The sequence below is a fragment of the Flavobacterium odoriferum genome (assembly GCF_025499515.1).
Taxonomy (GTDB): Bacteria; Bacteroidota; Bacteroidia; order Flavobacteriales; family Flavobacteriaceae; genus Flavobacterium; species Flavobacterium odoriferum.
Window position 1 is genome coordinate 1 of the sequence record NZ_JAMKFA010000009.1, and the last position, 19,506, is coordinate 19,506.

Genomic DNA, 19,506 nt, shown 5'->3' on the forward strand with positions numbered 1-19,506 from the left:
CTAGAAGATGACTAGGTCGATAGGCTATAGATGTAAAGGCAGTAATGTCATAGTCGAGTAGTACTAATAACCCGTTAGCTTATGTATAAATTCCTCCGCTACGGCGGAGGAAGAAACTTTCTTTAAATTTATTTATCTCAGTATGTTAAGATATTGTCCAATTGATAATTAACAATTTATAATTGATAATTAACTTTGGAAAAAATTGCCCAAAGCAATTATAACCTCTTAAGGTGGTTATTGCGTCGGGGCTCACCTCTTCCCATTCCGAACAGAGAAGTTAAGCCCGATTGCGCAGATGGTACTGCAGTTATGTGGGAGAGTATGTCGCCGCCTTTCTTTTGAAAACCCTTCATCTAGCGATGAGGGGTTTTTTGTTATGTATAATTTTTAGAAAAAATTAATTAAAGATAGCGAACGGAGAAGTAAAATTCGATTGTACAGGTTGCATAATGATGATAATGTAGAAAAATTTCGTTCAGTTCAGTCACAATAAAAAACCTTTATCTAGTGATAATGACTACTTTATAGTTGTGAATTATAGAGGTAATAAAATATAATTTACAACTGATGATGGTTTTTTCTAATGGTAGACTGTAGAATTTGTGTATAGGATTTATAAAAGTAGTTTTTATTTGGAATTTTATTTTGTGTGAGAGATAATAGTGTAAGTCTTTTAGCTGTAAGATTCTTATTTAAACTTAAACTTATAGTGAAAGATTATAATGGATAGACTTCGAGTAAAAACAAATTAAAATCTTATTTGAACAGGAGTAGAACAAATTAATTTCTTTGTCTTACTGTTTAAGAAATTCAATTATTTTTTTAATTACATCATCATTACCTAAAATTTTACGATGACCTAAGCTCTCAGTAATCATAATTTCAGAATTTTTTAAGTGTTTTTGAATATTGTAAGCCGCTTTTACTGAAACATCATGGTCATCTTTATCATGAATAATCAAAACAGGAATTTCAGTTTTTTCTGCTGCTTTGTATGCAGAATAATCATCCATTTTTCCACCAAATTTTGCTTCAAAATGATTTCTCAATTTGATTCCATATTCAGGATTTAGTCGTAGTTTATTAATGAAGTCATCAATGATATCTTGGATAATATCACCACTTCCAATTATTACTGCTTTTTTAATTTTAAGATTTTGTTTAATTGCATTTAAAACCGACATGCCACCAAGTGAATGCCCTATAGCAAATTCAAATGGTCCATATTGCTTTTCAATTTCTAAAATTGAAGCAATAAATTCAATCATAATCGACGAATTTCCTTTAGATTTTCCATGCGCTGGTGCATCAAAACTAATAGTCATAAACCCATTCTTTAATAGTTCATCAGCAATTTTAACTAATTGTGTTCCTCGACCAGACCAACCATGTACTAAAAGAATTTTTTTGTCACTTTTTCCATATTCATACACAACAATTTCTTTATTAATTTCTGAAATTGTAATTGTTTTTTGAGCACTTTCGTGTTCCATCGCATGCTCTCTTTTAGGAATTTTATGTTTTATAGGTGTAGTAAATAATTTTGCTGCAAAAAGTGTAGTTAATTTTGATGAAAAAACAGATAAAAATTTTGCAATAAATAAGATGATTTTCGGAATTTCAATACTTTGAACCGATTTTTCTTTCTTTTTAGACATTTTCAAATAAATTTAATGCAAGTTACAACATATCTGAAAATCTAAATTAAAATCAGATAATAAAATATAGTTAAAAAAATGGTACAAAAATTGAAGAGAATGTAATTGCAAAATTCTAAAAAAACGTAAATTTGTAAAAATTCTATTCTCATGAAATTAAAAATCAAAATTTTAGCAGTATTATCAATTATTTTGGTAATGTCTTGTGCGAAAAATCCTTTCACAGGTAAAAGTACTTTGGCTTTAGTGTCAAATAGTGAAATCCTTCCTTCGGCTTTCCAACAGTATAGTCAGTTTTTATCAGAAAATAAAGTTGTTACTGGTACTACAGATGCAAAACGTGTTGAGAATGTTGGTATGAAAATTAAGACAGCAGCAGAACGCTGGTTAAATGCTAACGGACATTCCAATTATTTAGAAGGATACGCTTGGGAATATAAATTAGTAGAGAGTAAAGAAGTAAATGCTTGGTGTATGCCAGGTGGAAAAATAGTTTTTTATACGGGTATTATGCCTATTTGTAAAGATGACGCTGGTATGGCGGCAGTTATGGGGCATGAAGTAGCTCACGCATTAGCAAACCATGGACAGCAACGAATGAGCGCTGGAGTATTACAACAAGTTGGCGCCGTTGGTGTTGGACTAGCAACAGGAAATAAATCTCAAGAAACACAACAATTAGCAATGACTGCTTATGGTGCAACTACTCAATTTGGAGGAATGTTACCATTTAGTAGAGCACATGAAAGTGAAGCAGATATGATTGGACTTACTTTAATGGCAATTGCAGGTTATAATCCAGATAATGCTGTGACTTTTTGGGAAAGAATGGCTGCTCAATCTGGCGGACAAGCGCCACCTGAATTTATGAGTACGCACCCAAGTAATGCAACACGTATTGCTAATATTAAAAGTTTAATTCCTCAAGCAAAAGCTGAAGCTGCTAAATTTGGAGTTACTTTTAAATAAGTAAATAAAATACTATATTTGAATCCCAACTTAATTAGTCGGGATTTTTTAATTTATGGCAAATTTAGAAAAAGGAAGTTCAAAATTACTTAATGCTTGGGCGTTTTACGATTGGGCAAATTCCGTTTATACATTAGTTATTTCTTCAACTATATTTCCTATTTATTATGGCTCATTATTTAGAGCCAAAGGAATAGAGGAAGTTGAATTGTTTGGAGTTCTGATACGAAGTGAAGCTTTAATTAGTTATGTTACCGCTTTGGGATTTTTAATTATTGCCTTTATTTCGCCCTTACTTTCAGGAATTGCCGATTATTTAGGAAACAAGAAATTTTTTCTGAAATTGTTCTGCTATGTTGGTTCAATTTCTTGTATGAGTTTGTACTTTTTTTCGTTAGAAGATATTATTTTCAGTTTAATAACTTATTTATTAGCACTAATTGGTTTTTGGGGAAGTTTAGTGTTTTATAATTCCTATTTACCTGATATCGCCCACAAAGAACAACAAGATAAAATCAGCGCAAAAGGTTTTAGTTTAGGATATGTTGGTAGTGTTATCTTGTTACTAATTTGCCTAGCAATGGTAATGATGGTTGAAGAAACACAAGCAATTCAAATGATGAAATATTCTTTTTTATTGGTTGGGATTTGGTGGATTGGTTTTAGTCAGTACACCTATTACTATCTTCCGGATAATAAAAACAACAATAAAATGCACAAAAATGTAATTTTTAATGGATTTAGAGAATTGCTAAAAGTTTGGCATCAAATTAAAAATATACTTCCTTTAAAAAGATATCTAGCGGCATTTTTTGTGTATAGTATGGCTGTGCAAACCATTATGATTATTGCTGCATATTTTGGAGAAAAGGAAGTGCAATGGGGAAGTGATAGCAAGCGAACAACAGGATTAATTATCAGTATTTTAGTTATTCAATTGGTTGCTGTTTTTGGTGCTTGGATTACTTCGAAATTGGTTGAGAAATTTGGAAATATTAAAGTATTAATGCTTTTGAATTTCTTGTGGATTTTAATTTGCACTTATGCTTATTTTGTAGTTACTCCCAATGATTTTTACATGGCGGCCTTTTTTGTTGGATTGGTAATGGGAGGAATTCAGTCCTTGTCACGGTCAACATATTCTAAGTTAATTCCTTCAGATACAAACGATACTACATCATTTTTTAGTTTTTATGATGTAGCTGAGAAAATTGGAATTGTTATTGGAATGTTGACTTATGGTTATATTGCAGATATTACTGGAAAAATTCAAAATGCTATCTTATTTTTAATATTATTTTTTATTGTAGGATTACTTTTATTACTCAGAGTGCCAAAAAATTAAATTTACTTATTATATTTGAAAAATTAATTAAACAATCGTATGAAAACTATAAAATCAATTTTAACGCTTCTTGTTTTAACTTTAGCTTTTTCCACAACTTCTTGTGATAATGAACCGATTGATCCAGCAATTGATTTATCTGCTGGTGGAGGTTCTTCAAGTGTTTTTACAGCAAAAATTGATGGAAGTAATTTTGTAGCTGATGAGACTATTGGAGATTATACAGAAACGGCAATAGGAAATCAATTAATAATTGGTGGATTAAGTAGTAGTGGTAAAACTATTTCGTTTCAAATTATAAATCCAGCTATAGGGACTTTTCCAGCAAGTATGGAAAGTGCGAGTTTGAATTTGTTGCAATATTTTGATGCTTCATTAGGAGCCACTGATGGGGCTTTTTCTTCATATAATCCAATAACTGATTCTTCAATTGGAACAGTTACTATAACAAGTTTTGATACAACTAATAATAAAGTTTCAGGTACTTTTAGTTTTGAGGCGTATAATATTTCTAACTCAACTACAAAGTCTATAACTAATGGAATTTTTACTAATATTGAGTTTGATAATCAGGTGGATTAATTTTTTTAAAGTTTATATCAAAATCCCGAACTAACACTTCGGGATTTTTTATGGCATACATCTTGAACTATTACTTTTGAAATTGCTATTTAAATTTATTTTATGATTTGATTATCAATAGAATAAAGCTTTTATGCTTAATTTTGAGTACTATTTCAAAAGATAATTACTGACAAAAAGACCATAAATATTATTATGCCGAATCAAAAAATACTAGCGCTTGACAATTTGTCACTTCAGGAAATGGATCCAGATTCAGAATTGATTCCATTAATGACGCCTGAGGATGAAGAAGAAATGAATAATGAGGCTTTGCCTGAGGATATTGCCATTTTACCTTTACGAAATACTGTTTTATTTCCAGGAGTTGTAATTCCAATTACCGCTGGACGAGATAAATCGATTAAATTAATTAATGATGCCAATGCCAAAGGAAAAATCATTGGTGTAGTAGCGCAAATTGATGAAAACGAAGAAGATCCTTCACCAAGTGATGTTCATCATATTGGAACAGTAGCTCGCATTATGCGCGTTTTAAAAATGCCGGATGGAAATACAACTGTAATTCTTCAAGGTAAAAAACGTTTTGAAGTGGAAACTTTTACGCAAGAAGAACCTTACTTGAGAGCTAAAATCAAAGAGGTTGCAGAAGAGCGTCCAAATAATAAAAATGTAGAATTTAAAGCAATTATAGAATCAATTAAGGAATTGGCAATCCAAATTATCAAGGAAAGTCCAAATATTCCAACAGAGGCTACTTTTGCTATTAAAAACATTGAAAGTAATCCGTTTTTAATCAATTTTGTTTCATCTAACATGAATCTTTCAGTTGAAGAAAAGCAAAAATTACTTTCGATTCCAAATTTAAAAGACAGAGCGCTTGAAACTTTACGTTTCATGAACTTAGAGCTTAAAAAATTAGAAGTTCGCAACGATATTCAGTCTAAAGTTCGTTTTGATTTAGACCAACAGCAGCGTGAATATTTCTTACAGCAACAAATGAAAACCATTCAAGAAGAATTGGGTGGTGTTTCGTATGAAGCCGAAATTGAAGAAATGCGTGCTAAAGGTTTAAAGAAAAAATGGGACGAGAAAACAGCAAAACATTTCGAAAAAGAATTGTCAAAATTGCAACGTACGAATCCAAATTCGCCTGATTTTGGAATTCAACGCAATTATATTGAGTTGTTTTTAGAATTACCTTGGAACGAATTTACCAAAGATAATTTCGATTTAAAACGTGCTCAAAAAATTCTAGATAGAGATCATTACGGGTTAGAAGAAGTTAAAAAACGTATCATCGAGCATTTAGCAGTTTTAAAATTGCGAAACGATATGAAATCACCAATTCTTTGTTTGTACGGACCTCCAGGTGTGGGAAAAACCTCAATTGGTAAGTCGGTTGCCGAAGCATTAGGAAGAGAATACATCAGAATGTCATTAGGCGGTTTGCGTGATGAAGCGGAAATTCGTGGTCATAGAAAAACCTATATTGGTGCGATGCCAGGACGAATTCTTCAAAACATTAAAAAAGCAAAAACATCAAATCCAGTGTTTGTTTTAGATGAGATTGATAAATTATCTTCGAGTCATAATGGCGATCCATCTTCGGCTTTGTTAGAAGTTTTAGATCCAGAACAAAATAAAGAGTTCCATGATAATTTCTTGGAATTGGGTTACGATTTATCAAAAGTAATGTTCATTGCAACATCTAATAGTTTATCTCCAATTCAACCAGCACTTCGTGACCGTATGGAAATTATCGAAATGACAGGTTACACCATTGAAGAAAAAATCGAAATTGCAAAAACACATTTGCTTCCAAAACAATTAAAAGAACACGGATTAACAACTAAAGATTTGCAAATTGGAAAAAAACAATTGGAAAAAATCGTAGTAGGTTACACGCGTGAATCAGGTGTGCGTGGTTTAGAGAAAAAAATTGCTCAAGTAGTGCGTCATGCTGCAAAATCAATTGCAATGGACGAAACTTATAACGTAAAAGTTTCAGATGCTGATATTTTAGAAGTATTAAAGTCACCTCGAATGGAGCGCGATAAATACGAAAATAATGATGTTGCAGGAGTTGTGACAGGTTTGGCTTGGACATCAGTTGGTGGTGATATTTTGTTTATTGAATCCTTAATTTCGAAAGGAAAAGGTGCGATGACGATGACTGGGAATTTAGGAATTGTCATGAAAGAATCGGTTACTATTGCTTTAGAATACATTCGCGCTAACGCAGAATTTTTAGGAATTGATCCAGAAGTTTTAAATAATTACAACATTCATATTCACGTTCCAGAAGGTGCCACGCCAAAAGACGGACCAAGTGCCGGAATTGCGATGTTAACCTCAATGGTTTCTTCATTCACTCAAAAAAGAATCAAGAAAAATATAGCCATGACAGGTGAAATTACACTTCGTGGAAAAGTATTGCCTGTTGGAGGAATTAAAGAAAAAATCTTAGCAGCCAAAAGAGCGAATATCAAAGAAATTATTCTATGTAAAGAAAACAAACGTGATATTGAAGAAATCAAACCTGATTATATTGAAGGTTTAACGTTCCATTACGTTGATAAAATGAGCGAAGTTTTAGATATTGCCATTACCAATCAAAAGGTTAAAAACGCAAAATCGTTGGTAGTAAAAAAGTAACACTTCATTTTTGACTTTATAATTTAAGAGATTCCAATATATTTATTGGAATTTCTTTTTTGTTTCCTAATCAATATAATTTTATCTTCGCAGTTGCGTTATCATTAAGTTAACACCATAAAATGCTCAAAAAAACGATATTATTTTTTCTATTACTGCTATCGACTACTTCTTTTAGTCAAATAGGAGGTAAATATGTATATCAGTTTTTAAATTTAGCACAATCACCACGACAAGCAGCTTTAGGTGGAAAAACCGTTACTGTGGTTGATTTTGATGTCAATCAAGCATTTTACAATCCAGCTACAATAAATGAAGAAATGCACAATCGTTTATCGGCAAACTATGGAAGTTATTATGGTGAAGTTTCTTATGGAACAGCTGCTTATGCTTACACTTATGACCGTCATTTGCAAACTTTTCACGCTGGAATTAGTTACATCAATTATGGTACTTTTGAAGGTAGAGACGAATTAGGAAATTTAACTTCTGATTTTACAGGTAGTGAAGCTGCTTTATCACTTGGATATGCTTACAATATTCCTTGGACTGATATGTATATTGGTGCCAATGCTAAATTGATTTCGTCTACGTTAGAAAGTTATAATTCTTGGGGAGCAGCGGTTGATTTAGGTTTTTTGTACATTGATGAACCAAATGATATTAACTACGGTTTTACAGTTAGAAATATTGGTGTTCAAATTACACCTTATGAAGATACGCGTGAAAAATTACCACTCTCTATAGATGCAGGAATTTCTCAATTAATGGAAAATGTTCCTATTCGTTGGCATTTGACTTTTGAAAATTTACAGCAATGGAATATTGCTTTTTCAAATCCAAATAGGGCAGAAGGGAGTTTAGATGGAGGTTCTAAGGAAGAAAAAGTTTCATTTTTTAATAATGCTTTACGACATGTAATTGTTGGAGCCGAGTTGTTTCCTGATAAAGGATTTAATATTCGATTAGGCTATAATTTTAGAAGAAGTGAAGAACTTCGTATTTTAGAACAGCGCCATTTTTCGGGAATTTCTGCAGGTTTTGGATTGCGATTTGGAAAGGTTAAATTTGATTATTCTTATTCCAGATATACTGTTGCAGCCAATACCAGTTTGTTTGGTTTGACGATTGATTTGGAGTAGAAATTGAGTGATTAGCGAAAAGTAATTAGCTTAAATGAACTTCATTATTCTCAAAGTATTACTAAAAAAAACTTATATGACTATATGTTTAAAAAGTAGTAGATTAAAAATATAAAACTTAGCGCCTTAGCGTCTTCGTGGCAAAACATATGAAAAAAATTACCATAGCAATAGACGGATTTTCGTCAACAGGAAAAAGTACATTGGCTAAGCAATTGGCTAAAGAATTGGGTTACGTTTATGTAGATACTGGCGCGATGTATCGTGCGGTGGCTTATTTTGCTATGCAACACAACTTGGTTTCTGAAACCCATTTAGATAAAGCAGGTTTGATTGCTCAATTGTCAAATATCAATTTACGTTTTCAATTTAATCCCACTTTAGGATTTGCTGAAATGTACTTAAACAATAAAAACATTGAAGCGCAAATCAGAACCATTGAAGTTTCTCGCATGGTGAGTAAAGTAGCCGAAATTTCTGAAGTTCGTGCTAAATTAGTGGAACAACAACAAGCTATGGGCAAAGACAAAGGCATTGTAATGGACGGAAGAGACATTGGAACCGTTGTTTTTCCTGATGCTGAATTGAAATTATTCATGACAGCAAGTTCAAAAACCAGAGCACAGCGTCGTTTTGACGAATTAGTTGAAAAAGGACAACATATTACTTTCGAGGACGTACTTCAAAACGTTGAAGAGCGCGATTACATTGACACGCATAGAGAAGATTCTCCACTTGTAAAAGCAGATGATGCTATTGAAATTGATAATTCTTCACTAAGTAAAAAAGAACAGTTTGAGATTGTGTTGCAATTGGTGAAAGAAAAATTATAAATAGATTTTGTCATTTCGATGGAGATGACTCTAGTAGAGCGAATACATGAACTAAATCACATTAAAAGTGTTGTATTTGATAGTTGAGACTACAAGCAAAAATACATGAAGAATAAAAGAAACTTAGGGTATATTACAATGTCAATTGTGTTATTTTCACTCTCAATTATTTATTTCTTATATATGTTGTTTTTGAATTTTAGTGAAGGAGAAGAATTTATAATTAGTAAATCTATTTCTGATTCCAGTTTTGTGTTCTTATTCGCATCTGTACTTACATTTCCTGGATTTATTTTGCATTACCGATATATGCTACTAAACAGAAACAGAACAATAACTTTCAAACAAAATTATTTAGAAATAACAACAGATAACGGAATTAAAAATATTCTATATTCAGACGTTATTGAAGTTGAAAATCATACTGTGGCATGGCAAGGGAGAAATCCTTGGAGCGATTATACATATGTCAGATTACATCTAAAAAATGGAGAAAAAATTTATTACAATTGTTTAACAACACTAATAAATTCAGAAAACTATTTATTGAAAAATGAACGAATAAAAAAGTATCAAATCGCCAACCTCTATCCTTGGTACTAATTTACAGCCATTAACATTTATTTGCAATCAAAAATCTTTGAGCACAAACTTAATCATTTCAATTCTTTTAAAATTTATAACCTAATTTCGACCTATTTTTCCTCCTTCGCTTTCTCCTTCGCTTGTTTTCTAAAATAGCCTCTAAACAAGAAATTGTGTTTTAACGCTTCCAAATTTTCGTTAAGTTTGGTGCTGGCATCGTTTAAATTGGTCATGGTAGAATCTATTTTTTTGACTAAATTTTCATCATTTGATAAATAATTCAACGCACCTTTTCCGTCTTTTATATTTACAACGGTAGCGTTTAAATTAGTAACTACTTTATCAATTTCGGCACTTGATTTTTCTAAATTTGTGATGATGTTTTTCATTTTTACAGCAACGTCTTTGTTTTTTAAAAGGCCAATAACATTGTCTTCTTGATTTAATGAAAGAATCATTTTATTTAAATTAGCTACTGATTCGGCTGTTCCGTGGGTGGTTTCTTTTAAATTATAAATGGTTTCTTTTAAATCTTTAGACATTAGACTATCTTTTAATAAAACACCAACTGTTCCTTTTCCTTGATTGATTTCATTGGTAATTTTTAATAAATCGGCTGTTAAAAGTGCTGCATTTTTGTTTGTAACATCTAATGTTTTTAGCATTTCGTCTGTACTAGCTCTGCTGTAAGATTGAATCACGTCTCCAGCGATAACAGGTTGGGCATTTCCTTTTCCAGGAATAATATTTACAATCATATTGCCCACCAAACCATCAGAACCAATTGTAGCAATAGCGTCTTTTTTGATATGGGTTAACATTTTATCATCTATTGACATCACAACATTAATTGTGGTATCGTTTATCATTTCGATACTTTTAACAGTTCCAATATCAATTCCAGCATAACGCACATTATTTCCTACTTGCAAGCCACTAACGTTTTCAAAAACGGCTTTTAAGATGGAAGTATTACCAAACATATTTTGTTTATTTCCTACAAAATAAATTGCTGTTAAAAAAAAGATTGAGCCAATAATTATAAATAAACCTAAGCGTATTTTTTGAGCATCTGTTTTTTCCATAGTATTTTATTTAAAAAAAGCTTGCACTTTTGGATCGTTTGAAGCGTTTAATTCGTCAAAAGTACCTTCTATATAATTAATTCCATCAATTAACAAAATCATTCTATTTGCAATGGCTTTGGCACAATCTACATCGTGTGTGATTATGATTGACGAAGTGTTGTATTTTTCTTGAATTGATTTCATCAAAAGGATAATTTCTTTTGAAGTTATTGGGTCTAAACCCGTTGTGGGTTCGTCGTATAAAATTATTTTTGGTTTTAAAATTAGCGTTCTTGCTAAGGCAATTCTGCGCTTCATACCGCCCGAAAGTTCGTTTGGCATTAAGTTGATTGCATTGGCTAAACCCACACTTTCCAATGCTTCCATTACTAAAGGAGTTGTGTCTTCTATTTTACCAAATTTCTTTGTATGTCTTCGTAGTGGAAATTCTAAGTTTTCTCGAACCGACATGGAATCATACAAAGCGCTTCCTTGAAAAAGAAAACCAATTTCAGTGCGAAGTTCGTCGATGACTTCACGTTCAAGTCGATTGATTTCTTTATTCATTACAAAAATAGAACCACTATCTGGAGTTTCTAATCCGATTACACATTTAATCATCACCGATTTTCCAGAACCGGATTTTCCCATGACTACCAAGTTTTCACCTTCGTTTAAAATCATGTTAAATCCATTTAAAACAGTATTTGTTCCAAAGGTTTTATGTAAATCGTTAATTATAATGATGGGTTCTTTTTTGGTTTCCATAGCTTACATTTTATAAAAAATATTGGTTACAAAAACGGCAATAAAATCAATTACAAATAGGAGCATAGACGTATAAACTACTGCTGCATTTGCTGCTTTTCCAACACCAGCTGTGCCTTTTTTACAATAATAGCCTTTGTAGCAACCAATTAAACCAATGGCAAAACCAAAGAAAAAGGTTTTGATAGTTGCTGGAACAATATCGCTAAATTCTAAAATATTAAAAACTTGATTGAAATAAAGCTGAAAAGAAACATTGTCTTTAACATTTTCTACTAAATAGGATCCATAAATGGCCAACACATCGCCAAAAATCACTAAAAGAGGGAGCATTAATGTAGTAGCTAAAATGCGGGTAATGACTAAATATTTAAACGGATTAGTGCCTGAAACTTCCATAGCATCAATTTGTTCGGTTACTTTCATAGAACCTAATTCGGCTCCAATACCTGAACCAATTCTTCCGGCGCAAATTAAAGCGGTGATAATGGGACCAATTTCCCTAATTATTGATACACTTACCATAGAAGCCATCCAAGAAACAGCTCCAAATTCTTGCAAGGTTGGGCGCGATTGTAAGGTAAAAACCAATCCAATTATAAAACCTGTTACACCAACTAAAAATAGCGAGCGATTACCAATGTAATAACACTGACGCAGAAATTCTTTAAATTCATAAGGTGGAAATAGAAATTCTTTAAAAAAACGTCCTGCAAAATATGATATTTCGCCTACTTCAATTAAGAATGATTTTAAAGATGCAATAAACTTACTAATCATACTTTTTTGGTATTGGTTTCTAAATGAAACAATCACATAAATTTACGTTTTTTAAATGTATTTTGGATAAAAATTTGGATAAAAATTATAATTCCTCCAGCATGATTCGTTTTTTGTATTGTTTCATTTTTTTGAAATATGTTGGTGTCAATCCTGTTATTTTTTTGAATTGATGCGACAAATGGGCTACACTACTATATTCCATCAATAAACTGATTTCGGTAAGAGTTAATTCATCATATAAAAGTAGTTCTTTTACGCGTTCAATTTTGTTGATTATGATGTAGTTAACAATTGTGGTTCCAGTAACTTCTGAAAACAATGACGAAAGATGGTTGTAATTGTAATCCAATTTCTCACTGATGTAATCTGAATAATTGATTTTAGGATTTTCTTCCGAATAATGAATTAGTTCAATAATAATTGTTTTGGTTTTTTCAATAAGTTGCGATTTTTTATCATCAATTAATTCAAGCCCTTTTTTTAAAAGCCCTTTTCGCAAGTATTCTCTATCATCACCAGTTATATCTTTTTTGAGATTTACTTCGCCAAGTTCTATGGAAGTATGTTTTAATTTTAATTTATCAAGTTCTTCTTTTACTGCCATTTTACAGCGCAACGAAACCATGTACTTAATGTGTATTTTCATAAATGAAATTCCTGAATTAGTTGCTAAGCGAATATGATGCTTAATTACATGATACGCTTTACTAAGCTCAGTCTTGTAAAGGTACCTTTATAAGCGGTGCAAAGCTAATTTTATTGAAAGTTAAATAGTTACATAATTTTAGGTTTGATTTATATATTTTACAGCTTATTAAAAAAAGAAAATCCAACTTATGGAGGAGTTGGATTTGGTCAATATTTTACTTTGTGGGCATGGATTAGAAATCCGCGCTATCGGGTTGGAAATCTGCGCTGTCGCAAAAACATTTTATTTGCTATACTCAATTTTTCTATCTAAATCATTAATGGCTTTACTCCAATCGACAGTTGGTTGTATTATTTTAATGGCATTAATGTCTCTTTCATAATTATTTTCATATGAAAATAATATATCATTTTCGCCAGCATATTCATTAAAAATAATGTTGCCTACATAAGTAATTTCTCCTTTATTAACATCAAAAGGGATAGAAAAACTACTTAAATTATTAGTTCTTTGTAATGCAGCAATTCCGCTGTTTGTAAATAGTCTTATACTTGAAATTTCATATTTTCCTTCAGGTCTTTCGATTGCAAATAAATAGGTTAATCCATTATTTAATTGTCCTTTATGTTTCATTTTCCAAATCTGCTCTGGACTTATTTGAATTTCGGTTGAATTTTTTTTAGCAATTTTTTCATCAGAATCTTTTCCTTTAACGCTGATAAAGTAACCATTAAATCTTGCTTTTTCTTTTGGAAATGTTATTGAGCCAATAATTAATCCATTTTTAGCAGTTTCTTTGTTAAATTTCATTGGTTCACTTGAAACTGCTGATACTGCACAACTTTGAACTAAAACAATAGTTGAAAATAAAATAATTGATAGAATGATAATTTTAAATAATTTATTTTTCATTTTTTAAATTAAGATTTTGAGTAAAATTTCTAATGATATAGGTATGTTGTACTATTTTATTTGCGTATATAAAATATCTATATTGATTAATATTATATAATTACATTTTTCAAATATAATCAATTTTTCCTACAAACCCATTCCAAGTTATCAACAAAAAATCCGATCTGCTTTCACAAATCGGATTTAATCTTTTTTCTTTATTCTAAAGACTACAAGTGAATTACTTCACCGTAAGCATCAGCAACCGCTTCCATAACCGCTTCACTCATGGTTGGGTGAGGGTGAACTGCTTTTAAGATTTCGTGTCCTGTAGTTTCTAATTTACGCGCTACAACTGCTTCTGCAATCATATCGGTAACGCCAGCACCAATCATGTGGCAACCTAACCATTCCCCGTATTTTGCATCGAAAATTACTTTTACAAATCCGTCTGGAGTTCCCGCTGCTTTTGCTTTTCCTGAAGCTGAGAATGGGAATTTACCAATTTTCAATTCGTATCCTTTTTCTTTCGCTTGTTTTTCAGTCATACCCACAGAAGCAATTTCTGGAGTAGCATACGTACAACCTGGAATGTTTCCGTAATCTAAAGGCTCAAAGTGTAAACCTGCGATTTTCTCCACACATAAAATACCTTCAGCCGAAGCTACGTGAGCTAAAGCTTGTCCTGGCGTTACATCACCAATTGCGTAGTAACCTGGAACGTTTGTTTGGTAATATGCGTTAACTAAGATTTTATCTCTATCGGTAGCAATACCGGTTTCTTCTAATCCGATGTTTTCGATGTTGGTTTTAATTCCAACAGCTGATAATAAGATATCTGCTTCTAAAACTTCTTCTCCTTTTGCTGTTTTCACGAATGCTTTTACTCCGTTTCCAGAAGTATCAATTCTTTCCACAGAAGAATTCGTCATTACGTTGATTCCTGCTTTTTTCAACGAACGCTCAAATTGTTTTGAGATGTCTTCGTCTTCCACTGGAACTACGTTTGGCATGAATTCAACAATCGTAACTTCAGTTCCCATTGCGTTATAGAAATGAGCAAACTCAACTCCAATCGCACCAGAACCCACAACAATCATTTTCTTTGGTTGCTCTGGTAAAGTCATCGCTTGGCGGTAACCAATTACTTTTTTACCATCTTGTGGTAAGTTTGGTAATTCGCGAGAACGTGCTCCTGTTGCAATGATGATATTGTCAGCTGAATATTCAGTAACTTTTCCGTCAGCAGAAGTAACATCCACTTTTTTACCTGGTTTTACTTTTCCAAAACCATCAATAACGTCAATTTTATTTTTCTTCATTAAGAATTGAACCCCTTTGCTCATTCCTTCTGCTACATCACGAGAACGTTTTACAACTGCATTGAAGTCTTTGTCAAATTCTTTAACGGTTAATCCGTAATCTGAAGCATGTTTTAGGTAATCAAAAACTTGAGCTGATTTTAATAATGCTTTCGTTGGAATACAACCCCAATTCAAACAAATTCCACCCAAATTTTCTTTTTCGATAACGGCTACTTTGAAGCCTAATTGTGATGCTCTAATAGCAGTTACATAACCACCAGGACCACTTCCTAAAACAATGATATCGTATTTCATTTTTAAAAGTATTTCAGTTTTATTTATAAGTTGCGAATTTAAGGAAATAAAATTAAATAAACTCCAAAATTCAAATTCCAAAATTCAAATAAATTATAATTTCAGGAACACAGATTTAAGAAATTTTAAAAATTACTAAAATTTTTTAAATCTGTGTTCCCAAGAAAATAATGTAAGTTCAAGTTATGTTTGACAGCATGATAAACTGTGACTGCGACTGAAGACCGTGACTAAGATAACTACTCAACTTCAACCGAAAATTGAGAGTCATACAACTTCTTGTAATATCCATTTGCTTTCATCAATAATTCTTGATGTGTACCTTGTTCTACAATTTGACCTTTGTCCATTACAATAATTTTACTTGCATTAACAATGGTTGCCAAGCGATGTGCAATAACAATGGAAGTTCTATCCTTAGTAATGGTTTCCGTAGCTTTTTGAATTAATTCTTCGGAATGCGTGTCGATTGATGAGGTGGCTTCATCCAAAATCAAAATGCTCGGATTACTCACATACGCTCTCAAAAAAGCAATCAATTGGCGCTGTCCAGAAGATAACATCACACCACGTTCTTTTACATTGTAATCGTAGCCTTCGGGTAAAGTCATGATGAAATCGTGCACGCCAATTTTTTTCGCAGCAGTAATAACATCTTCTCTCGAGATGGTTTCGTTATGTAGTGTAATATTGTTGTAAATACTATCCGAAAACAAGAAAACATCTTGTAAAACAATTGCAATTTGCTTGCGAAGGCTTTCTAAAGTGTATTCGTTAATGTTACAATTATCAATAGTAATTTCACCCGAATTGATTTCGTAAAAACGATTCAATAAATTAATGATGGTCGATTTTCCTGCACCAGTACTTCCAACAATAGCAATGGTTTCTCCAGGTTGTACTTTAAGATTGATTCCTTTTAAAACTTCTTCATTTTTGATGTAACTAAAACGAACGTCTTTTAATTCGATAGTTCCTTTAAAATGCGATGCTTCAATGGTACCGTTATCTTGCACATTATCTTCGGTATCTAAAATTTCAAACACTCTATCGGCTGCTACAATTCCCATTTGCATTACGTTGAACTTATCTGCAATTTGACGTAAAGGGTTGTATAACATGGTAATGTACATATTGAAAGCTACTAATTGCCCAATAGTTGTATCGGTATCGCCGTTAATAATCCAAATGGCACCAAAGTACACCACTAAACCAATACTAATATTAGAGATAATATCGGCAATAGGGAAGAAGATGGAGTTGTACAGAATGTTTTTTAACCAAGCTTTATTGTGCTTTTGATTGATTTCTTTAAACTTTTCTAATTCGATTTTTTCACGATTGAAAAGTTGTACGATTTTCATACCGGTTAATCGTTCTTGGATAAAAGTATTTAGATTGGCAACTTCATTACGAACTTCGCTAAAAGCAACTTTCATTTTTCTATTGAAAATGTTTGTAGCAATAAGGATAACAGGCATAATTACAAGTACAATTCCCGTAATTTTCCAATTTACAATAAGCATAAAAAGAATTACAATAATCATTTTTAGCACATCACTCACAATCATAAATAATCCTTGACTGAATATACTTGCAATGGATTCAATATCTGAAACCGAACGAGTAACTAATTTTCCAACAGGTTCATTATCAAAATACTTCATTTTAAAAGAAGTAATGTGATGGTATAATTTATCGCGTAAATCTTTAATAATATCTTGTCCTAACCAATTGGCTAAATAAGTAAAATAAAACTGAGCAATCCCTTCGAGTACAAGAGCGATAAACATGATGATTACCAATATTTTCAAATTCGTAGGATTGTCATTTCCAGCAAAGAAGTACTGCATAAATTCTTCAAAATATTGTTGAATTATGTTGGTTTCTTTTTTGGCATCTACTAAGTAATTATCAATAGTAAAGTTCAATAAAAACGGTCTTAAAGCCGTCATAATTGCTAAGAATATCGCCCAAAAAACTACAAAGTACAATTTTCCTTTGTAAGGTTTTGCGTATGCTAACAATTTAGTAAACGAAGATGTTTTTATTTTACTCATTAATTTTTTCTCTTTCTTTTATGTACGGATAGGCAACATTTATTAAATACAAACCTTGTGCTGGAACTGAAAATCCGGCTTTTCCTCTGTTTTTACTTTCAATGATTGTACGTAAATCAGCCACTTCAATTTTGCCTAAACCAATATTCACCATAGTTCCCACAATCGCTCTCACCATATTGCGTAAGAATCTATCGGCAGTGATGGTAAAGATAAGTTGATTTCCCACTTTTTTCCAATGTGCTTCTGAAATTTTACAATTAAATGTATTCACATCGGTATGTACTTTTGAGAAGCATTCAAAATCGATGTATTCGAACAAAATTTTACAAGATTCATTCATTTTTTCCAAATCCAATTGATGTGAATGATACCAACTTCCATCGGTAATAAACGCATCTTTAAACGTGTGCATGTAATATTCGTAGGTTCTTGAAGTGGCATCAAAACGTGCGTGAGCTTCTTCGTGAACCGGAATAATTCTGTAAATCACAATCGATGGAGGTAAAAACGAATTCAATTTGTGTGACCAATACTCAGAATCTAACTCCAATTCGGTTTCAAAATGCGCATACATTTGTTTGGCATGCACACCCGCATCAGTTCTTCCAGCACCTACAATGGCTATAGTTGATCTAAATAGGGTAGAAAGTGCTTTTTCCAAAGTTTCCTGTACCGACGAAGCGTCAGGTTGGCTCTGAAATCCGTGGAAGTTTTTTCCGTTGTAGGCAAATTCTATGAAATATCTCAAAATATAGTGTTCAGTTTTCTCAATAGCATGCAAATTTACAAAATTCAAAAGTAAAGTTCCTTCCAAATTCTGATAATAAAAACTTAATTTTGCTTTATGAAGAAAATTTTACTTTTATCAGATACTCATAGCCACATAGATGATGTTATTTTGAAATATGTCAACCAAGCGGATGAGGTTTGGCACGCAGGAGATATTGGTGATTTAGCAGTTACAGATGCGATAAAAAAGTTAAAACCACTTCGAGGTGTTTATGGCAATATCGACGATGATAAAGCGCGAATGGAATTCCCACTAAACAATCGGTTTTTTTGTGAAGGAGTGGAGGTTTGGATTACGCATATTGGCGGTTATCCCAATAAATACAATCCAACTATTCGTGCCGAAATCACTAAAAATCCACCAAAGTTGTTCATTTGTGGACATTCGCACATTTTAAAAGTACAATTTGATAAGAAGTTGAATCTGCTACACATGAATCCAGGCGCTTGTGGAAAATACGGATTTCATCAAGTAAGAACCATGTTGCGTTTTGAAATCGATGGAGACAAAATCCAGAGTTTGGAGGTGATTGAGTTGGGTAAGAAGTAGTTCTCAAACTTCAAAATTCGTTGTTCTAAGTTCGTTATTCAATATTCAAAACAAAAAAATCCGAAACTTTCGCTTCGGATTTTTTCTTCGCACTAATAAACTAAGATGATAGGTTTATCGTAATCGATCAACAGATTTTACGAGATCTTCGTCCTTTTTAATTGCCTTGTTTGCCAAGACTAATAAAACGATAGAAATTGCAGGAAGAAACATCCCAATACCCTTCTCTGAAACCATGGTTTCTCCGGATAAGTTTAGCGAGCGATACACAAAAAATCCTAGTAAAATAAAGTTAAATATCATGTTCAATCTGTTTAACACAAATTGATGTTGTCTCTTTTTAAAATTTAAAATACTATAAATTGATAATACAGTTGACAAAACAAAAAGACTAATATAAATAATAGAAGAAGTAAAAAAAACGTCAACTTTATTTTTATCTGTCCATAATTCAAAAACAAAAGGTAGTGCACCAGTAACAATTGCACTGGCTAACATATAAAGTGATTGAATGCGTTGTAACATTATTTTCTTTTTTGATAAAGCAAA

The 19,506-nt window shown here is 32.0% G+C and carries 18 protein-coding genes and 2 rRNA genes; 10 read left to right on the top strand and 10 right to left on the bottom strand.

The features are described 5' to 3' along the window. Together M9Q43_RS07840 and rrf are read left to right on the top strand one after the other, a co-directional pair. Positions 1-87 (top strand): 23S ribosomal RNA (locus tag M9Q43_RS07840); the annotation flags it as partial. Between the two features lie 142 nt (positions 88-229). Continuing rightward, positions 230-339, top strand: a 5S ribosomal RNA gene (rrf, locus tag M9Q43_RS07845). A 458-nt stretch (positions 340-797) separates the two neighbouring features. On the opposite strand, the gene M9Q43_RS07850 is transcribed toward rrf, so the two are convergent. Continuing rightward, a complete protein-coding gene (locus M9Q43_RS07850; protein ID WP_262318386.1) occupies positions 798-1,661 on the bottom strand; it encodes an alpha/beta hydrolase in 864 nt (287 codons plus the stop codon). Positions 1,662-1,811: 150 nt separating this feature from the next. On the opposite strand from M9Q43_RS07850, the gene M9Q43_RS07855 reads away from it, so the two are divergent. The 7 genes from M9Q43_RS07855 to M9Q43_RS07885 all read left to right on the top strand — a co-directional run bounded on the left by M9Q43_RS07855 (position 1,812) and on the right by M9Q43_RS07885 (position 9,793). After that, positions 1,812-2,630, top strand: coding sequence for a M48 family metallopeptidase (locus M9Q43_RS07855; protein WP_262318387.1), 819 nt, complete (start codon positions 1,812-1,814; stop codon positions 2,628-2,630). A gap of 55 nt (positions 2,631-2,685) precedes the next feature. Further along, complete coding sequence (locus M9Q43_RS07860) at positions 2,686-3,975, top strand: MFS transporter (RefSeq protein ID WP_262318388.1); 1,290 nt, start codon at positions 2,686-2,688, stop codon at positions 3,973-3,975. A gap of 39 nt (positions 3,976-4,014) precedes the next feature. Next, positions 4,015-4,557: a DUF6252 family protein gene (locus tag M9Q43_RS07865; protein WP_262318389.1), complete on the top strand. Its 543-nt coding sequence runs from the start codon at positions 4,015-4,017 to the stop codon at positions 4,555-4,557. Positions 4,558-4,752: 195 nt separating this feature from the next. After that, positions 4,753-7,215: an endopeptidase La gene (lon, locus tag M9Q43_RS07870; protein WP_262318390.1), complete on the top strand. Its 2,463-nt coding sequence runs from the start codon at positions 4,753-4,755 to the stop codon at positions 7,213-7,215. Between the two features lie 122 nt (positions 7,216-7,337). Further along, on the top strand, positions 7,338-8,357 hold the full coding sequence (porQ, locus tag M9Q43_RS07875) for a type IX secretion system protein PorQ (protein WP_262318391.1): 1,020 nt from the start codon (positions 7,338-7,340) through the stop codon (positions 8,355-8,357). A 149-nt stretch (positions 8,358-8,506) separates the two neighbouring features. Beyond that, a complete protein-coding gene (gene cmk, locus M9Q43_RS07880) occupies positions 8,507-9,190 on the top strand; it encodes a (d)CMP kinase (protein WP_262318392.1) in 684 nt (227 codons plus the stop codon). A 105-nt stretch (positions 9,191-9,295) separates the two neighbouring features. After that, positions 9,296-9,793: a hypothetical protein gene (locus M9Q43_RS07885; RefSeq protein WP_262318393.1), complete on the top strand. Its 498-nt coding sequence runs from the start codon at positions 9,296-9,298 to the stop codon at positions 9,791-9,793. 92 nt (positions 9,794-9,885) lie between these two features. Here the strand turns inward: M9Q43_RS07885 and M9Q43_RS07890 are convergent, their stop codons facing one another. From M9Q43_RS07890 to truA, 8 genes are all read right to left on the bottom strand, one after another. Further along, a complete protein-coding gene (locus tag M9Q43_RS07890; RefSeq protein WP_262318394.1) occupies positions 9,886-10,860 on the bottom strand; it encodes an MlaD family protein in 975 nt (324 codons plus the stop codon). Positions 10,861-10,866: 6 nt separating this feature from the next. Continuing rightward, the gene (locus tag M9Q43_RS07895) at positions 10,867-11,610 is read right to left on the bottom strand and encodes an ABC transporter ATP-binding protein (protein WP_262318395.1); all 744 of its coding nucleotides are present in this window, start codon (positions 11,608-11,610) and stop codon (positions 10,867-10,869) included. Between the two features lie 3 nt (positions 11,611-11,613). Then, the gene (locus M9Q43_RS07900) at positions 11,614-12,390 is read right to left on the bottom strand and encodes an MlaE family ABC transporter permease (protein WP_262318396.1); all 777 of its coding nucleotides are present in this window, start codon (positions 12,388-12,390) and stop codon (positions 11,614-11,616) included. 85 nt (positions 12,391-12,475) lie between these two features. Continuing rightward, complete coding sequence (locus tag M9Q43_RS07905) at positions 12,476-13,039, bottom strand: helix-turn-helix domain-containing protein (RefSeq protein ID WP_262318397.1); 564 nt, start codon at positions 13,037-13,039, stop codon at positions 12,476-12,478. Between the two features lie 285 nt (positions 13,040-13,324). Continuing rightward, positions 13,325-13,954, bottom strand: a complete 630-nt coding sequence (locus M9Q43_RS07910; protein ID WP_262318398.1) for a hypothetical protein — start codon at positions 13,952-13,954, stop codon at positions 13,325-13,327. A gap of 212 nt (positions 13,955-14,166) precedes the next feature. Beyond that, positions 14,167-15,555: a dihydrolipoyl dehydrogenase gene (gene lpdA, locus M9Q43_RS07915; RefSeq protein ID WP_262318399.1), complete on the bottom strand. Its 1,389-nt coding sequence runs from the start codon at positions 15,553-15,555 to the stop codon at positions 14,167-14,169. Positions 15,556-15,794: 239 nt separating this feature from the next. Beyond that, on the bottom strand, positions 15,795-17,615 hold the full coding sequence (locus M9Q43_RS07920) for an ABC transporter ATP-binding protein (RefSeq protein ID WP_262318400.1): 1,821 nt from the start codon (positions 17,613-17,615) through the stop codon (positions 15,795-15,797). Further along, positions 17,608-18,366 (bottom strand): tRNA pseudouridine(38-40) synthase TruA, encoded by a 759-nt coding sequence (gene truA, locus M9Q43_RS07925; RefSeq protein WP_262318401.1) that lies wholly within the window; start codon positions 18,364-18,366, stop codon positions 17,608-17,610. Before truA ends, M9Q43_RS07920 begins: the two co-directional genes overlap by 8 nt. Positions 18,367-18,462: 96 nt before the next feature. On the opposite strand from truA, the gene M9Q43_RS07930 reads away from it, so the two are divergent. Beyond that, a complete protein-coding gene (locus tag M9Q43_RS07930) occupies positions 18,463-18,957 on the top strand; it encodes a metallophosphoesterase family protein (protein ID WP_262318402.1) in 495 nt (164 codons plus the stop codon). A 114-nt stretch (positions 18,958-19,071) separates the two neighbouring features. On the opposite strand, the gene M9Q43_RS07935 is transcribed toward M9Q43_RS07930, so the two are convergent. After that, on the bottom strand, positions 19,072-19,482 hold the full coding sequence (locus tag M9Q43_RS07935; protein WP_262318403.1) for a DUF4293 domain-containing protein: 411 nt from the start codon (positions 19,480-19,482) through the stop codon (positions 19,072-19,074). Positions 19,483-19,506 lie beyond the last annotated feature (24 nt).